This is a genomic window from Lactobacillus sp. WILCCON 0059 (assembly GCF_057197985.1).
Genome location: NZ_JBUBHN010000001.1, coordinates 1697443 through 1712911, shown reverse-complemented (window position 1 = coordinate 1712911; position 15469 = coordinate 1697443). Strand labels below are relative to the sequence as shown.

The following is a 15469-nucleotide window of genomic DNA, read 5'->3' as shown; positions in this document are numbered from 1 at the left end:
GCATTTTTAGATCAAGCTTTTTTACTATTGTTGATGATGACTGGTTCCTGGCCAAATTTGATCTGGTTGACCCGTAAGTACTGCAGGTAGGTCTGCCAGTAGGCCTGGCGGATTTTGCCTTCAAAGCCCGGCTTGACCTGGAAGTGGACCCGGTAGGTGATGGTCTGTCCCTGCTGGCTGACAACCCCAATTTGGGTTGGCCCGCTGACCAATTTGTCGTGCCAGTCAAGCAGCTTTTCATCAGCTTGGTCAAGCAGGCTGGCCAGCAGCTTGAGGTCAGTGTCCGCATCCAGGTTCATGTCCAGGTTAAGGCCAATCCCGCCGTGAGTCAGGTTTCTGACGATGGAAATTTGCCGGTTGGGGATGAAGATCAAGGTGCCATCGGTGGTGACGATCTGAGTGGTTCTGAGGCCCAGCTGGGTCACGGCCCCGGTTTCAGTGCCGATTTCGACATTGTCGCCGACGTCATACTGGCCTTCACTTAAGATAAAGAAGCCGTTGACCAGGTCACTCATGAAGCCCTGGGCGCCAAGGCCGATGGCCAAGGAGAAGATCCCGGCACTGGCAATCAAGGTGCCGACGGGGATGCCCAGGATAGTTAGGATTGAGTAGACATAGAAAAAGACCATGGTGTAGCGGAAGAGGCTGTTCACCAGGGCTGAGATGGTCTGGGACCTCTTGGACAGGACCAGCTTGTCGTTGTGCTTGTCCAGGTAGCGCTTGATGATTTTGCGGCCGAAATGGCTGACCAGGTAGAAGACCAGGGTGGAAATCAGCAGCTTCCAGAGGATGGTCACGCCGCTGGTAAAAAGCTTGTCGACGTCGATGGAGATGCCGGCAATTTTGAAATCAAGATTTTTCATTGAAAAAATGCTCCTTTCAGCTATGCTTAAAGGATAACAGAAAAGCGGGCAAAAACTTCGGAAAATCTTTCGATTGTGTCTAAATCGTTTTCATGCTAGACTTTTTTTAGAAAGGAAAGGAAGCAAGCTATGACAATTTCATTTGGCGCTTTAGCCGGTTTGATCGCGGCCATTGCCTTTTTGGTACTGGTCCTGTTCACGATTCCCATGTTGCTTAATGTTTCTAAGACTTTGAAAGAGGCTGAGAAGACAGTCCAATTGACCAATGATTCTTTGGCCAAATTGACTAACGACATGGATGACTTGATGAAGCAGACCGGCGGACTCTTGGAAAAGACCGACGCGCTTTTGCAAGACGTCAATGGCAAGATGGAAACTTTGCAGCCGGTCGTGCAGGCCGCAGCTGACCTGGGCCAAAGCGTCTCAGACATCAACGAATCATCCAAGAAGATGATCAACAAGGTTTCCAATGCCCACTTTACCCGGACGGGAATGATCACTTCCGTAATTACGTCGGCTTTTGCCAGACATTTCCGGCGGAAGGGTCAGGATTAAGAAAAGGAGAACAACCATGAGCAAATTTGGTAGCTTTTTATTAGGGGCCGTCTTTGGGGCTGCTGCTGGGGTTGCAGCTGCCAGCCTGATCTCAGACGACAAGATTGAAGAAGTCAAGGACAAGCTTAAGAGCAATCCAAACGTTGAAGACTTGAAGGAAAAGTACGACAACGGGACGGAAATCTTGAAGAATCAACTGGCTTCTTTCCCAAAGAACATTGAAGATGATTCTGAACTGAAGGACTTCGACGATATCGTAATTGACGATTCAGCTAACCAGCCTGGCGAACAAGACGCCAGCGACCTGGACAATGCTGAAAAGAGCGAAGAAGGGGAAGAGAAGCCGGAAGAACCAAGTGCACCAACCACGCCGACTAGTCCAGATCAAGAATAGTGGATTTTTTTCACGATAGATTTTGAATAAGCAGAAAAGTGAAACGCGATGCTTTCGGGTTTCACTTTTTTACTAGTTGAGGATAAATCACATGACGACAACAAACATGGTCCTTTTTCTGATTTACCTAATGGTAATGTATTTTTCCTTCAGAAAATCAGATAATCCTTTTGTTTTGAAGCTGAAAAAATACCGGGGGATAATCTTGACTATCGTACCTGCCGCGTTTTTTGCCATTTTTGTCATGAAGGAAGGCTATCATGATTTTCTGAATGTCTACTTGCTGTTGACTTTAATTGGCGTCTACTACTTGATTCGCGACCTTCGCAAGGCATAATTGTATACGAAAAAAAGGCTGCTAGAAGAGAGATACTTCTAGCAGCCTTTTTCTGTTTTCATTCTTATTCCTTAACCGGCAGAACCTTCAATTCCTTGCTGGTGTGGGTGAATGGCTTGAAGCCTTCCTTGGTGAGGACCCCGCAGTCTTCGATCCGGACGCCGGCAAAGCCTGGGATGTAGATCCCTGGCTCAATGGAGAAGCACATGCCTTCTTCCAAAACGACGTCGTTGCCGTTAGCGATGGATGGGAATTCATGAACTTCCATCCCGATCCCGTGGCCCAGGCGGTGGATGAAGTATTCACCATAGCCAGCGTCAGTGATGATCTTGCGGGCTACCCCGTCAAGTTCGCTGGCCGTCATGCCTGGCTTAGCCGCGTCGATGGCCGCTTGCTGGGCAGTCCGGTTGACTTCGTAGATTTCCCGCATCTTGTCAGTCGGTTCCCCGTAAGCAACCGTCCGGCTGGAGTCAGAAGCGTAGCCTTCGTGCATGGTCCCTAAGTCAAAAAGCACCAGTTCGTTTGGCTTAACTTGGTTCATGCTTGGCCCTTGGTGCGGGTTGGCCGCGTTCTCGCCGGCTTGAACGATGGTGTCAAAGCTGGTCTGCATGACGCCCTTTTGCAGCTTCAATTGGTATTCGATCTGGCTGACTACTGCCCGTTCGGTAATCCCGTTTCTGAGGGCTTCAAAACCGATCTGGAAGGCAAAGTCGGCTTCTTCCCCGGCCTTGCGCATCTTAACCAGTTCGCTTTCCGTCTTAAAGAGGCGGATGTGGGCGATGAAGTCTGACAAGTCCTTGGAGAAGTCAGCGTCCGGGAATTGAGCGTGCAGGGCCTGGTAGTGGGCAACCGTCAAGCCGTTCTTTTCGACAGCCCAGTTTTGGTAGTCCTTGGTCCGCTTCTTGATTTCGTCAGCGATCTTGCTCCATGGGTCTTCGCTGTCCAGGTAGCCGACCACGTCCCCGTCCCAAGCAGATGCCTTGGCTTCTTCATAGTTCAAAGCCGGGCAGAAGAGGAAGGGTTCAGCGTCCTTGAAGGCGAAAAGCTTGAAGATTCTTTCTTCAGGATCAGTAATGAAACCCGTGAAATAGTTGATGGTAGTCGGGCTGGAAACGTAGGCCACGTCCATCCCGTTTTCCTGCAGCCAGTTTTGTAATTTGTCTAAATTCATGGCAAAATTCTCCTTACTAATGAAATTAACCTCAGTATAGCACTAAAAAAACTGAAAAAATCTGAAAAAGTAGCTGTAAGCGATTGCACCAAAAGCGTTCTCATGGTATCATTAAATCAGTAATTAGTATTTAGATAGGTGGGGCTGTTATTATGCATAAGCAAGATGTAACCATTTACGATGTTGCTCGGGAAGCCAAGGTCTCAATGGCCACGGTTTCCCGGGTAGTCAACGGCAACAACAATGTCCGTAAGGAAACCCGTGACCGGGTCATGGAAGTTATCAAGCGTCTGCACTACCAACCAAACGCGGTAGCGCAGGGTCTGGCTTCAAAGCGGACCACAACGGTCGGCTTGATCGTGCCGGACTTGACCAACTTGTACTTCGCTGAATTGTCAAAGGGGATCGACGACATTGCCGTTTTGTACAAGTACAATATCATCATCTCCAGCGTGGAAAACCGCTTGATGAAGGAAGACGCCGTCATTCAAGGCTTGCTCAACAAGCAGGTTGACGGGGTCATTTACATGTCCAACAAGCTGTCTGAAGAAGCAGCTGAAGCCTTCAAGCGGACCGACACGCCAGTAGTTTTGGCCGGAACTGTTTCCGACAACCTGGAATTTCCGTCAGTCAACATCGACTACAAGAAGGCCGACACGGAAGCTTTGAACCTGCTCTTAAACGACGGCAAGAAGAAGCTGGCCTTGGTTGTAGGCGACAAGGAAGCGCCAATCAACCGGGACCACCGGATTCCGGCCTTTGAGAAGTTCGTGGCTGACAATGAACTGGAAGGCTGCGAGATTTTTGACAGCATCAAGGACTACTCCGACGGCTACAACCTTTACCCGGAACTGGCCAAGAAGGGGATCAACGGGGCCATCGTCACCAAAGACGTTTCCTCAGTTGGCCTGCTCAACTCAGCTTTGGACCGCGGGGCTAAGGTGCCGGAAGACTTTGAAATCGTTACGGCCAGCGCGACCCAAATCGCTTCAGTTGTCCGGCCAGCCTTGACCACGATCAAGCAGCCGCTCTACGACTTGGGTGCCGTGGCCATGAGAATGCTGACCAAGCTGATGAACGATGAAGGCCTGGAAGACAAGCACATCGTTTTGCCATACGAACTGATCAAGAAGCAAAGTACCTTGAACAAGTAAGATTTTTCTAAAGAGCCTGCCAAACGGCGGGCTCTTTTAGTTTCGTCCGGGCAAAGGCAGCTGAACTTTGTGTTACAATCTTTTTATAAGAATGGGGGACACAAATGGATCACTTATACGAGCAATTTGACTTGATCGAAGAGATTACCAGAAACGACGGCAGCCAGTACTATGAAATTTCCAACATCGACCAAAATGGCTTCGCGGAACTGGCCGTCAACAATGGCTTAATCAAGAACGTGCGGATTCTGGTCATCAACATCCCGCGTACCAAGGCGCTGGAAACCTACGAGCAGTACATTAACAAGGCCTACCAGCTGCATACTTTGATGAACGAAGAAGACTGGGAGAACCCGCAATGGGTGGAATGGGACAAGCCCAAAGGTCCAGTTAGGGATGCTTATGAAATGGTTTTGAAAGCCAACAAGATCGGCTAGGAGGAAGAAAATGGAAACTTTGCGGATTCTGCATACCAACGACCTGCACTCGCATTTTGAGCATTTTCCAAAAATTAGGCGCTATTTGCACCAGGTGCAGAAAACGGCGACGGCCGACCAGGTATTGACCTTTGACGCCGGCGACTTCATGGACCGGTCCCATCCCTTGTCTGATGCTACAGAAGGCCAGGCCAACATCCGCTTGATGAACGACTTTCATTATGATGCCATTACGATTGGCAACAATGAGGGTATTTCCAACCCGCATGCCGTTTTGGAGCGGCTTTTTGACCACGCCAACTTCCCTGTTCTCTTGTCTAACCTCAGAGAAGAAGATGGCAGCTGGCCGGCCTGGGCAAATGACTACAAGATCATCAAGACCAAGAAGGGGACCCGTCTGGCACTAGTAGGCTTAACCGCCGCTTATCCGCTGACTTACGGGCCCAATCATTGGCAGATCAAGATGCTGGGCGAGACCATGGACCGGGTTTTGCCGGAAATTGCCGGCAAGTACGACTGCTTGATTCTGATCACCCACGTGGGCCTCAGAATGGACCAGTGGCTGGCCAAGCACTACCCGGAAATTGACCTGATCGTGGGCGGGCACAGCCACACCCTTTTGGAAAAAGGGATCAAGGAAGGCCACACTTGGATCACCCAGACGGGCAAATGGGGCACTTATGTGGGCGACATCAGCTTGGAAATCGGCGATGACCACAAGATCCTTTCGATTAAACCAACTACTGTGCCAGTGGCGGATTTGCCAAGTGAGGAAGGCGATGAAGCAGAAATTGCTGCCTTATATGATGAAGGGCAAAAAATGCTGCAGAGCCGGCAGGTGGCAGACTTGCCAGAGAAGTTCAAGGATGACAAAATGGCAGCCATTGACGTCTCCCTTGAAGCAATCGCTGACTTCGCCGGAACCGACCTGGCCATGCTGAGTACGGGTCTCTTTTTGACGCCATTTAAGAGCGGGCCAATCAACCAGTTTGACCTCCAGCATGCGCTCCCGCATCCGATGCATGTCGTCCGGACCACGCTTTTAGGCCGGGACTTGTGGCGGCTGGTCATGGAAGTGGAAAAGAACCGGCATTTTTTGGAACATTATCCTTTGATTGGGATGAGCTTCAGAGGGAAGATTTTTGGCGAGGTCTACTACAAGGGGATCAAGTATGACCGGATGACCAGGAACGTTTTCGTCAACGGGCAATTGCTGGATCCAGCACAAGAGTACAAGATTGCCGTTTTGGACCACTATGTCTTGATTCCGTTTTTCCCGACTTTGGCCATTGTTGGTGAAAATGAATTCCTCTTCCCGCAGTTCTTAAGGGAAGTCGTGGGCGACTACTTAAGCCGCAAATATCCTGTAAATAAAGAAGGTGAACTTATTGAGGAAAGAGCAGAAAGAAGCGAAAAAAGATAAAGAGAAGGAGAAAAAGCTGAAAGAAGCTAGGGGCAGGAAAGAGCAAAAAGAAGAAACAGCTGAAGCCAAGCCCCTCCACCCTTTGGCAGAAGTCGTGGTTGCCGGCGAAAAGGTCGTGATCAACCAGCGCGAATACCGCCTTTTGGTCAACCAGCGGGATGCCTTGGACCGGGAAGTCTTGAAGCAAAAGTACGATCCATACCTGGACCAATACGATTACCTGGTCGGGGATGTTTCCAGCGAGCACCTGCGCCTTAGGGGCTTTTACAATGACTATGTCAAGACCTCCATTGACCGGAAAAAGTCGACTATCGTTGACTACCTGACTGAATACTGCAACCCGGGCGCTCCTTACTTCATCTTGGAGTCCCTCCAGCCAAGCCGCAAGCCCCGGCCGACCCAGCGCCGGCGGCCAGCCAAAAAGCGGCCGAAGAACAAGGCGGCTTTTACCGAAAGAAAGGTCAAGGACGGCCGGCCCAAGAAGGGCAGCTATGCCGAAGGCCGCAAGAAGAACCGCCGGCACAAGGCATTTGTGATTAGAAAGAAGAAGCCGTGAAAGATTACCGCTTATTTTTGATTGATTTGGACGGGACGATTTACCGGGGCAAGGAGACTATTGAATCCGGCGTCCGCTTTGTCAAGCGCCTGGATGAGGCGGGCCTTGACTACTTATTTTTGACCAACAACACGACCAGGACGCCCCAGATGGTGGCTGACAAATTGGCCGGGCATGGGGTCAAGACGGATGTTTCCAAGATCTACACGCCCAGCATGGCCACGGCCAGCTATATTTTGGAAAAAGAGGCGAAAAGGCCGATCGGTGTCTATATCATTGGACAAATTGGCCTGTGGAAGGAAATCCTGGACCGGCCGGAATTCTTCTATGACGAGGAAAATCCTGACTACGTGATCGTGGGGATGGACACGGATTTGACTTACCACAAGCTCATGGTGGCCACCCGCTGCATTCACCGGGGGGCGGTCTTTATTGGCACCAATTCCGACCAGAACCTGCCGGTGGGCAAGGAACTGCGGCCAGGCAACGGCTCAATTTGCGCGGCTTTGGAAGTCGCCTCTGGGCAAAAGCCGCTTTTTATCGGCAAGCCGGAAGCCATCATCGTTAACCGCGCCTTGGACTTAGCCGGCGTAAAGGCGGAAGAAGCCTTGATCGTTGGGGACAACTATCCAACTGACATCATGGCCGGAATCAACAGCGGAGTCGACACCCTTTTGACCTTGACCGGGGTGACCCAAAAGGCAGACCTGGCCGGCCTCACGCCGCCGACTTATTTAGTGAATAATTTGGACGAATTTAGCCTATGAAAAATTTTTTGAGCAAACTGGGCCAGCCCCTTTTTCATTTTCTATTCGCGGTCTCCAGTGCCGTCGTCGGCGCGATCGTGGTCAGCTGGCCCCTGCTTTTGCTTTTTACCTTGCTGGAGAAGACTTACCAAACGGTCAACCTGACCGTGGGCCAGGTCATGAGCAATTACAACCAGCTCCTGCTTTACCTGGTCTGGCCCGGTCAGACCAAGCTCAAGATGAGCAACTTGCCAACTTCGGCTTCAGCGGCGGCTCACTTTGCCGATGTCAAGAATCTCTTTATTCTGGCCGAGCTGGTTTTCCTCTTATGTTTGGCCCTTAGCAGCTATTTCCGCAATTACAAGAAGCCAATTAAATTGACCCAGACCCAGGCCCTGCTCTTGATGCTGCTGCCGGTCGTGGTCATGCCTTTTGCCTTGACCGACTTTGACAGTTTCTTCCGGGTCTTCCATACTTTCTTTTTCCGCAATGACAACTGGCTTTTTGACCCGGCGACTGATCCAATCATCAACGTCTTGACGGAAGGTTTCTTTGCCTCCTGCTTTGCCGTTGGCGGAGCGATTTATGAGCTCTACCTGGCCCGGTATTTGCTGAAAAAGTAAAGAAAGGCAAGAAAAGCAAGCTAAACAAAATATAGACCGAAAAAAATAAGGACCGTCAGGTCCTTATTTTTTGTCTGCTTTAATTGTCGAACTTTTGCTCGCGCCGCATGGTCATTCTCTTCTTCAAGGCCACAACCATGATTGGCACGACTGAAACCAGGATGATGCCGATCACGATCAAGGAGAAGTGGTCCTTGACGACTGGGAAGTTGCCGAAGAAGTAGCCGATGCTGGTAAAGAGGGCCGTCCAGAGCAGGCCGCCCAGGATGTTGTAAATGACGAAGGTCCGGTAGTGCATCTTGCTGCCCCCGGAAATGAAGGGCACGAAGGTCCGGATGAAGGGGATGAAACGGCCGATCACGATGGTGATGGAGCCATGTCGTTCAAAGAATTTCTCCGCCGCCAGCCGGTTGTTTTCGTTGATCAGCTTGTTGAACCAGCTGTGCTTGGCCCCGGAAGTGACTGACCACTTGCCAATTTCGTAGTTGATGCTGTCACCGATAATGGCGGCAGCCGCGGCAGTAATATAGAGCAGCCAGACATTTAAGCCGTATTTTGGATTGGCGGCCATGGCGGCAGCCGCGAAGATCAAGGAGTCACCTGGCAGGAAGGGGAAGATGACCAGACCAGTTTCGATAAAGATGATGGCAAAAATGATCCAGTAGGTACCCGCCCCAAATTGGTTGACAATGGTGACCAAGTGGTCATCAATGTGCAGGATAAAATCAATCAATGGCATGTGTTAACCTCAGTTCTTATTTCTTAACTTTTCTTTTTACTTTTTCAGCTAAATACTAGTTGAGTGGATAGTTAGGCTCTTTTCCGGAAAGAGGTCTTGCATGATCGCGTTGACCGCGATCTGGGCTTCCCCAAAACCGATCCCGATAACTGGCACCCGGCCCGGGTAACCGCAGGCATCGCCAATGGCATAGATGCCAGGCACGCTGGTCTGCATGGACCGGTCAACAGAAATGAGTCCTTGATCCAGGTCAACTCCCCACTTGCTGACGAAGCGGTTGTCGGCCCGGAAGCCGTAGGCGACCAGGATTTGGTCAAAAGTTTCCTGAGCGACTTCATCTCCGCCGACCTTTTTCAAGGAAATTTGCAGCTGATCATTTTTAACCTGCATGCTCTTTGGCAGGTAAGGGGTCTTCAAGGTTACCTTTTGGTCAGCCTTCAAGTTTTCCACGCTGCTTTCCATACCCCGGAACTGGTCGCGCCGGTGGACGAGGGTGACGTCAGCAATCTGGGAAAGCTCCTGGGCCCAGTCAAGGGCCGTGTCCCCGCCGCCGAAGATGCCGATCTTCTGGCCGGCGAACTGGTCAGGCTTTTTGAAAAAGTAGTGGATGTGGTCTTCAGCCTCCGGGGTTGCCTTGAGCGGAAACTTTTTAGCCTTGAAGGCCCCGTTGCCAGTTGCCACGATAATGCTGCGGACCTGGTATTCGCCATCGATCACGAAGTCGTCAGTTTTCTCCAGCTGGCTGACCTTGTGGCCGGTGACCAGGTCCTGGTCGGTCAAGTTGCCTAAAAGGCGCTTGGTCAAGTCAGCGGCGGTGATTTCATTGAAGACAGGGATGTCCAGGATCTTCTTGAAGGGGTAGAGCATTTCCGGTTGGCCGCCCGGCTCGTTCAAGGATTCAAGGATAACCGTCTTTAAGCCATGCAGGCGGGCGAAGTAGGCCGCGAAGAGGCCGACTGGTCCAGCACCAATCACGGCAAGATCATATTGTTTGATAAGCGAGATCTCCTTTCGAAAATATACTAAAACAACTTTACCATAGAACGCCGGCAAAATTAATTAAGAAGCGAAACGAAAAAAGTAAAAAACTTGTTACAGAAATTTAAAGCTGAAAACGGCAAAAATCGAACTATTCTTTCCGGCAAAAACGAATTTTTTAGCTAAAAACAGAAAAGTGGAATATAAGCAGAAAATTATCTGTCACAACTCTGCCGGGTGCACCAATCATAAAACGAATGAAAAAGCAAATTTGACGAATCAAAAAAAGCTAGTATACTAATATTTGTTGCCGCGTGAGACAAGCAAGTCTTGCGGAGGCACGAAAAAGAAAATATCAAAAACTTGTTGACAAGAAGTCAACAAGCGAGTAAGATATAAAACGTTGCGTCACTTGACGCAAGTTGGTACTTTGAAAACTGAACAAAGTTTCGCAGTGTGCGGGTCAAACATTGTTTGATCCAAACAAATAAGCGAAGTCAATTCGCAAGCAAATAATCTGGAGCAGATTAAAAAGGCTCAATTTTCAAATTGAGAGTTTGATCCTGGCTCAGGACGAACGCTGGCGGCGTGCCTAATACATGCAAGTCGAGCGAGCTGAATTCAAAGATTCCTTCGGGATGATTTGTTGGACGCTAGCGGCGGATGGGTGAGTAACACGTGGGCAATCTGCCCTAAAGACTGGGATACCACTTGGAAACAGGTGCTAATACCGGATAACAACATGAATCGCATGATTCAAGTTTGAAAGGCGGCTTTTAGCTGTCACTTTAGGATGAGCCCGCGGCGCATTAGCTAGTTGGTGGGGTAAAGGCCTACCAAGGCAATGATGCGTAGCCGAGTTGAGAGACTGATCGGCCACATTGGGACTGAGACACGGCCCAAACTCCTACGGGAGGCAGCAGTAGGGAATCTTCCACAATGGACGCAAGTCTGATGGAGCAACGCCGCGTGAGTGAAGAAGGTTTTCGGATCGTAAAGCTCTGTTGTTGGTGAAGAAGGATAGAGGCAGTAACTGGTCTTTATTTGACGGTAATCAACCAGAAAGTCACGGCTAACTACGTGCCAGCAGCCGCGGTAATACGTAGGTGGCAAGCGTTGTCCGGATTTATTGGGCGTAAAGCGAGCGCAGGCGGAATGATAAGTCTGATGTGAAAGCCCACGGCTCAACCGTGGAACTGCATCGGAAACTGTCATTCTTGAGTGCAGAAGAGGAGAGTGGAACTCCATGTGTAGCGGTGGAATGCGTAGATATATGGAAGAACACCAGTGGCGAAGGCGGCTCTCTGGTCTGCAACTGACGCTGAGGCTCGAAAGCATGGGTAGCGAACAGGATTAGATACCCTGGTAGTCCATGCCGTAAACGATGAGCGCTAGGTGTTGGGGACTTTCCGGTTCTCAGTGCCGCAGCAAACGCATTAAGCGCTCCGCCTGGGGAGTACGACCGCAAGGTTGAAACTCAAAGGAATTGACGGGGGCCCGCACAAGCGGTGGAGCATGTGGTTTAATTCGAAGCAACGCGAAGAACCTTACCAGGTCTTGACATCCTGTGACAAACTTAGAGATAAGTCTTTCCCTTCGGGGACGCAGAGACAGGTGGTGCATGGCTGTCGTCAGCTCGTGTCGTGAGATGTTGGGTTAAGTCCCGCAACGAGCGCAACCCTTGTCTTTAGTTGCCATCATTAAGTTGGGCACTCTAGAGAGACTGCCGGTGACAAACCGGAGGAAGGTGGGGATGACGTCAAGTCATCATGCCCCTTATGACCTGGGCTACACACGTGCTACAATGGGCAGTACAACGAGAAGCGAACCCGCGAGGGCAAGCGGATCTCTTAAAGCTGTTCTCAGTTCGGACTGCAGGCTGCAACTCGCCTGCACGAAGCTGGAATCGCTAGTAATCGCGGATCAGCACGCCGCGGTGAATACGTTCCCGGGCCTTGTACACACCGCCCGTCACACCATGGAAGTCTGCAATGCCCAAAGTCGGTGGGATAACCTTTACGGAGTCAGCCGCCTAAGGCAGGGCAGATGACTGGGGTGAAGTCGTAACAAGGTAGCCGTAGGAGAACCTGCGGCTGGATCACCTCCTTTCTAAGGAAAGACACACAATCAGAGAGTGGGAACACTAATAGACGATTGTGAGTTACGAAAGCACACTGCAAAAGAAACTTTGTTCAGTTTTGAGAGTACCAACAATAAGAACTTGGGCCTGTAGCTCAGCTGGTTAGAGCGCACGCTTGATAAGCGTGAGGTCGATGGTTCAAGTCCATCCAGGCCCATTGAAATGCGAAGAAAAGTCTTTACATTTCGGCTAAGATGGAGTAACATCTTAAAAGTTGATATTTACGGGGGCATAGCTCAGCTGGGAGAGCACCTGCTTTGCAAGCAGGAGGTCATCGGTTCGATCCCGTTTGCCTCCATTGGCCTAACGGCCAAGTTTGTACGTTGAAAACTGAATATCTTAATTCCAAGAAAAAACCGAGAATCATTGAGATCAATGAAAACATTGCAAAGCGACCGAGAGAGTTCGAAAGAACTGACTTGCAAGGTCAAGTGAAGAAGGGCGCACGGTGAATGCCTTGGCACTGGAAGCCGATGAAGGACGCGACTAACCGCGAAAGTCTTCGGGGAGCCGTAAGTAGGCTTTGATCCGGAGGTCTCCGAATGGGGGAACCCAGCATGTGCAGACATGCTATTCTTGTGTGAATACATAGCACAAGAAAGGAACACGCAGTGAACTGAAACATCTAAGTAGCTGCAGGAAGAGAAAGAAATATCGATTTCCCAAGTAGCGGCGAGCGAACAGGAAAGAGCCCAAACCGGCAGATTTATCTGCCGGGGTTGTAGGACTGAAACATGGCACTTCAGAGGATAGCAGAAGCGTTTGGGAAGACGCGCCAGAGAGGGTGAGAGCCCCGTAAGCGAAATCCAAAGAAGGCCTATCAGTATCCTGAGTAGGGCGGGACACGTGAAATCCCGTTTGAATCCGCGAGGACCATCTCGCAAGGCTAAATACTAACCAGTGACCGATAGTGAACCAGTACCGTGAGGGAAAGGTGAAAAGAACCCCGGGAGGGGAGTGAAAGAGAACCTGAAACCGTGTGCCTACAAGTAGTCAAAGCCCGTTAAGGGGTAATGGCGTGCCTTTTGTAGAATGAACCGGCGAGTTGCGTTAGTCAGCAAGGTTAAGTCAGAAAAGACGGAGCCGCAGCGAAAGCGAGTCTGAAGAGGGCGAGCAGTTGGCTGACGCAGACCCGAAACCAAGTGACCTACCCATGACCAGGTTGAAGGCGCGGTAAAACGCGCTGGAGGACCGAACCCACGTAAGTTGAAAATTGCGGGGATGAGTTGTGGGTAGCGGTGAAATTCCAAACGAACTTGGAGATAGCTGGTTCTCTCCGAAATAGCTTTAGGGCTAGCCTCGCAAAGAGGATGCTGGAGGTAGAGCTCTGTTTGGACTAGGGGCCCGTCAAGGGTTACTGAATTCAGATAAACTGCGAATTCCAGACATTTATGTGCGGGAGTCAGACTGCGAGTGATAAGATCCGTAGTCGAAAGGGAAACAGCCCAGATCACCAGTTAAGGTCCCAAAATTCATGCTAAGTGGAAAAGGATGTGGAGTTGCGCAGACAACTAGGACGTTGGCTCAGAAGCAGCCATCATTCAAAGAGTGCGTAATAGCTCACTAGTCGAGTGACGCCGCGCCGAAAATTTACCGGGGCTAAGCATGATACCGAAACTGTGGATGTGCGCAAGCACGTGGTAGGAGAGCGTTCTAGCGGCGGTGAAGCATGATCGAGAGGACATGTGGAGCTTCTAGAAGTGAGAATGCCGGTATGAGTAACGAAAGACAGGTGAGAATCCTGTCCGCCGCAAGACTAAGGTTTCCTGGGGCAGGCTCGTCCGCCCAGGGTAAGTCGGGACCTAAGGCGAGGCCGAGAGGCGTAGTCGATGGACAACAGGTTGAGATTCCTGTACTGCACCGAATCGTTATGAGCGATGGAGGGACGCAGGAGGCTAGCAGCGCGTGGTGCTGGATACCACGTTCAAGCGTCAAGTCTGAGAGCGAGTCAAATGCTTGCTCTCATAAGGACAAGGCGTGATGAGGAGCGAAATTAAAGTAGCGAAGGCTGCGACGTCACACTGCCGAGAAAAGCTTCTAGCCAGAGACGGTGCACCCGTACCGCAAACCGACACAGGTAGTCGAGGAGAGTATCCTCAGGTGAGCGAGAGAACTCTCGTTAAGGAACTCGGCAAAATGGCCCCGTAACTTCGGGAGAAGGGGCGCTGGTCGCAAGATCAGCCGCAGTGAAAAGGCCCAAGCAACTGTTTATCAAAAACACAGGCATCTGCAAAATCGTAAGATGAAGTATAGGTGCTGACACCTGCCCGGTGCTGGAAGGTTAAGAGGAGAGCTTAGCGCAAGCGAAGGTTTGAATTGAAGCCCCAGTAAACGGCGGCCGTAACTATAACGGTCCTAAGGTAGCGAAATTCCTTGTCGGGTAAGTTCCGACCTGCACGAAAGGTGTAATGATTTGGGCACTGTCTCAACGAGAGACTCGGTGAAATTATAATACCCGTGAAGATGCGGGTTACCCGCGACAGGACGGAAAGACCCCATGGAGCTTTACTGCAGTTTAATATTGGGTATCTGTCAAGCATGTACAGGATAGGTAGGAGCCGGAGAAGATAGGACGCCAGTCTTATCTGAGGCGCTGTTGGGATACTACCCTTGCTTGACGGATGCTCTAACTCAGGTCTGTAATCCAGGCCGAGGACAGTGTTTGACGGGCAGTTTGACTGGGGCGGTCGCCTCCTAAAGTGTAACGGAGGCGCCCAAAGGTTCCCTCAGAATGGTTGGAAATCATTCGCAGAGTGTAAAGGTAAAAGGGAGCTTGACTGCGAGAGAGACAACTCGAGCAGGTACGAAAGTAGGGCTTAGTGATCTGGTGGTACCGCATGGAAGGGCCATCACTCAACGGATAAAAGCTACCCTGGGGATAACAGGCTTATCTCCCCCAAGAGTTCACATCGACGGGGAGGTTTGGCACCTCGATGTCGGCTCGTCGCATCCTGGGGCTGAAGTCGGTCCCAAGGGTTGGGCTGTTCGCCCATTAAAGCGGCACGCGAGCTGGGTTCAGAACGTCGTGAGACAGTTCGGTCCCTATCCGTCGTGGGCGCAGGAAATTTGAGAGGAGCTGTCCTTAGTACGAGAGGACCGGGATGGACGCACCGCTGGTGTACCAGTTGTCTTGCCAAAGGCATCGCTGGGTAGCTATGTGCGGACGGGATAAGCGCTGAAAGCATCTAAGTGCGAAGCCCCCCTCAAGATGAGATTTCCCATTTCTTCAAGAAAGTAAGACACCTCAGAGACGATGAGGTAGATAGGCCGGGAGTGGAAGAAGCGTGAGCTTTGGAGCGGACCGGTACTAATCAGTCGAGGACTTGACCAAAAGAGCGAAGCAATGAAGGTTT

The 15469-nt window shown here is 50.7% G+C and carries 13 protein-coding genes, 2 tRNA genes and 2 rRNA genes; 13 read left to right on the top strand and 4 right to left on the bottom strand.

Going from position 1 to position 15469, the window contains the following annotated elements:
* Positions 1-11: 11 nt before the first annotated feature.
* Positions 12-863 carry a mechanosensitive ion channel family protein gene (locus ACYVUT_RS08015; RefSeq protein WP_484501810.1) on the bottom strand — a complete coding sequence of 284 codons (852 nt, stop codon included), beginning with the start codon at positions 861-863 and terminating at the stop codon, positions 12-14.
* A 129-nt stretch (positions 864-992) separates the two neighbouring features.
* Here ACYVUT_RS08015 and ACYVUT_RS08010 point away from each other — a divergent pair, with 129 nt between their 5' ends.
* The 3 genes from ACYVUT_RS08010 (at position 993) to ACYVUT_RS08000 (ending at position 2149) form a co-directional block, all read left to right on the top strand.
* Positions 993-1418: a DUF948 domain-containing protein gene (locus ACYVUT_RS08010; RefSeq protein ID WP_439775091.1), complete on the top strand. Its 426-nt coding sequence runs from the start codon at positions 993-995 to the stop codon at positions 1416-1418.
* A gap of 16 nt (positions 1419-1434) precedes the next feature.
* Positions 1435-1812 (top strand): DUF1269 domain-containing family protein, encoded by a 378-nt coding sequence (locus tag ACYVUT_RS08005; RefSeq protein WP_484501809.1) that lies wholly within the window; start codon positions 1435-1437, stop codon positions 1810-1812.
* Between the two features lie 91 nt (positions 1813-1903).
* Complete coding sequence (locus tag ACYVUT_RS08000) at positions 1904-2149, top strand: hypothetical protein (RefSeq protein WP_484501808.1); 246 nt, start codon at positions 1904-1906, stop codon at positions 2147-2149.
* A gap of 64 nt (positions 2150-2213) precedes the next feature.
* Here ACYVUT_RS08000 and pepQ read toward each other — a convergent pair whose 3' ends face one another.
* A complete protein-coding gene (pepQ, locus tag ACYVUT_RS07995) occupies positions 2214-3320 on the bottom strand; it encodes a Xaa-Pro dipeptidase (protein WP_484501807.1) in 1107 nt (368 codons plus the stop codon).
* 152 nt (positions 3321-3472) lie between these two features.
* On the opposite strand from pepQ, the gene ACYVUT_RS07990 reads away from it, so the two are divergent.
* The 6 genes from ACYVUT_RS07990 to ACYVUT_RS07965 all read left to right on the top strand — a co-directional run bounded on the left by ACYVUT_RS07990 (position 3473) and on the right by ACYVUT_RS07965 (position 8259).
* Positions 3473-4474: a substrate-binding domain-containing protein gene (locus ACYVUT_RS07990; RefSeq protein ID WP_439775088.1), complete on the top strand. Its 1002-nt coding sequence runs from the start codon at positions 3473-3475 to the stop codon at positions 4472-4474.
* A 104-nt stretch (positions 4475-4578) separates the two neighbouring features.
* A complete protein-coding gene (locus ACYVUT_RS07985) occupies positions 4579-4911 on the top strand; it encodes a hypothetical protein (protein WP_439775087.1) in 333 nt (110 codons plus the stop codon).
* A 10-nt stretch (positions 4912-4921) separates the two neighbouring features.
* Positions 4922-6334, top strand: a complete 1413-nt coding sequence (locus ACYVUT_RS07980; RefSeq protein WP_484501806.1) for a bifunctional metallophosphatase/5'-nucleotidase — start codon at positions 4922-4924, stop codon at positions 6332-6334.
* Positions 6300-6890 (top strand): YutD family protein, encoded by a 591-nt coding sequence (locus tag ACYVUT_RS07975; RefSeq protein ID WP_439775085.1) that lies wholly within the window; start codon positions 6300-6302, stop codon positions 6888-6890. Before ACYVUT_RS07980 ends, ACYVUT_RS07975 begins: the two co-directional genes overlap by 35 nt.
* Positions 6887-7657, top strand: coding sequence for a TIGR01457 family HAD-type hydrolase (locus ACYVUT_RS07970; protein ID WP_439775084.1), 771 nt, complete (start codon positions 6887-6889; stop codon positions 7655-7657). The genes ACYVUT_RS07975 and ACYVUT_RS07970 overlap by 4 nt, the downstream gene beginning before the upstream one ends.
* Positions 7654-8259 carry a TIGR01906 family membrane protein gene (locus ACYVUT_RS07965; RefSeq protein ID WP_484501805.1) on the top strand — a complete coding sequence of 202 codons (606 nt, stop codon included), beginning with the start codon at positions 7654-7656 and terminating at the stop codon, positions 8257-8259. The genes ACYVUT_RS07970 and ACYVUT_RS07965 overlap by 4 nt, the downstream gene beginning before the upstream one ends.
* Positions 8260-8338: 79 nt before the next feature.
* Here ACYVUT_RS07965 and ACYVUT_RS07960 read toward each other — a convergent pair whose 3' ends face one another.
* A complete protein-coding gene (locus ACYVUT_RS07960; protein WP_484500568.1) occupies positions 8339-8998 on the bottom strand; it encodes a VTT domain-containing protein in 660 nt (219 codons plus the stop codon).
* 48 nt (positions 8999-9046) lie between these two features.
* The gene (locus ACYVUT_RS07955) at positions 9047-9973 is read right to left on the bottom strand and encodes an NAD(P)/FAD-dependent oxidoreductase (RefSeq protein ID WP_484500566.1); all 927 of its coding nucleotides are present in this window, start codon (positions 9971-9973) and stop codon (positions 9047-9049) included.
* 548 nt (positions 9974-10521) lie between these two features.
* Between ACYVUT_RS07955 and ACYVUT_RS07950 the strand changes: the two genes are divergently transcribed.
* From ACYVUT_RS07950 to ACYVUT_RS07935, 4 genes are all read left to right on the top strand, one after another.
* A 16S ribosomal RNA gene (locus ACYVUT_RS07950) occupies positions 10522-12085 on the top strand.
* 114 nt (positions 12086-12199) lie between these two features.
* A tRNA-Ile gene (locus ACYVUT_RS07945) sits at positions 12200-12273 on the top strand.
* Between the two features lie 68 nt (positions 12274-12341).
* A tRNA-Ala gene (locus ACYVUT_RS07940) sits at positions 12342-12414 on the top strand.
* 127 nt (positions 12415-12541) lie between these two features.
* Positions 12542-15447 (top strand): 23S ribosomal RNA (locus tag ACYVUT_RS07935).
* The 16S and 23S rRNA genes sit together here with 2 tRNA genes alongside, the layout of an rRNA operon.
* The last annotated feature ends 22 nt before the right edge of the window (positions 15448-15469 follow it).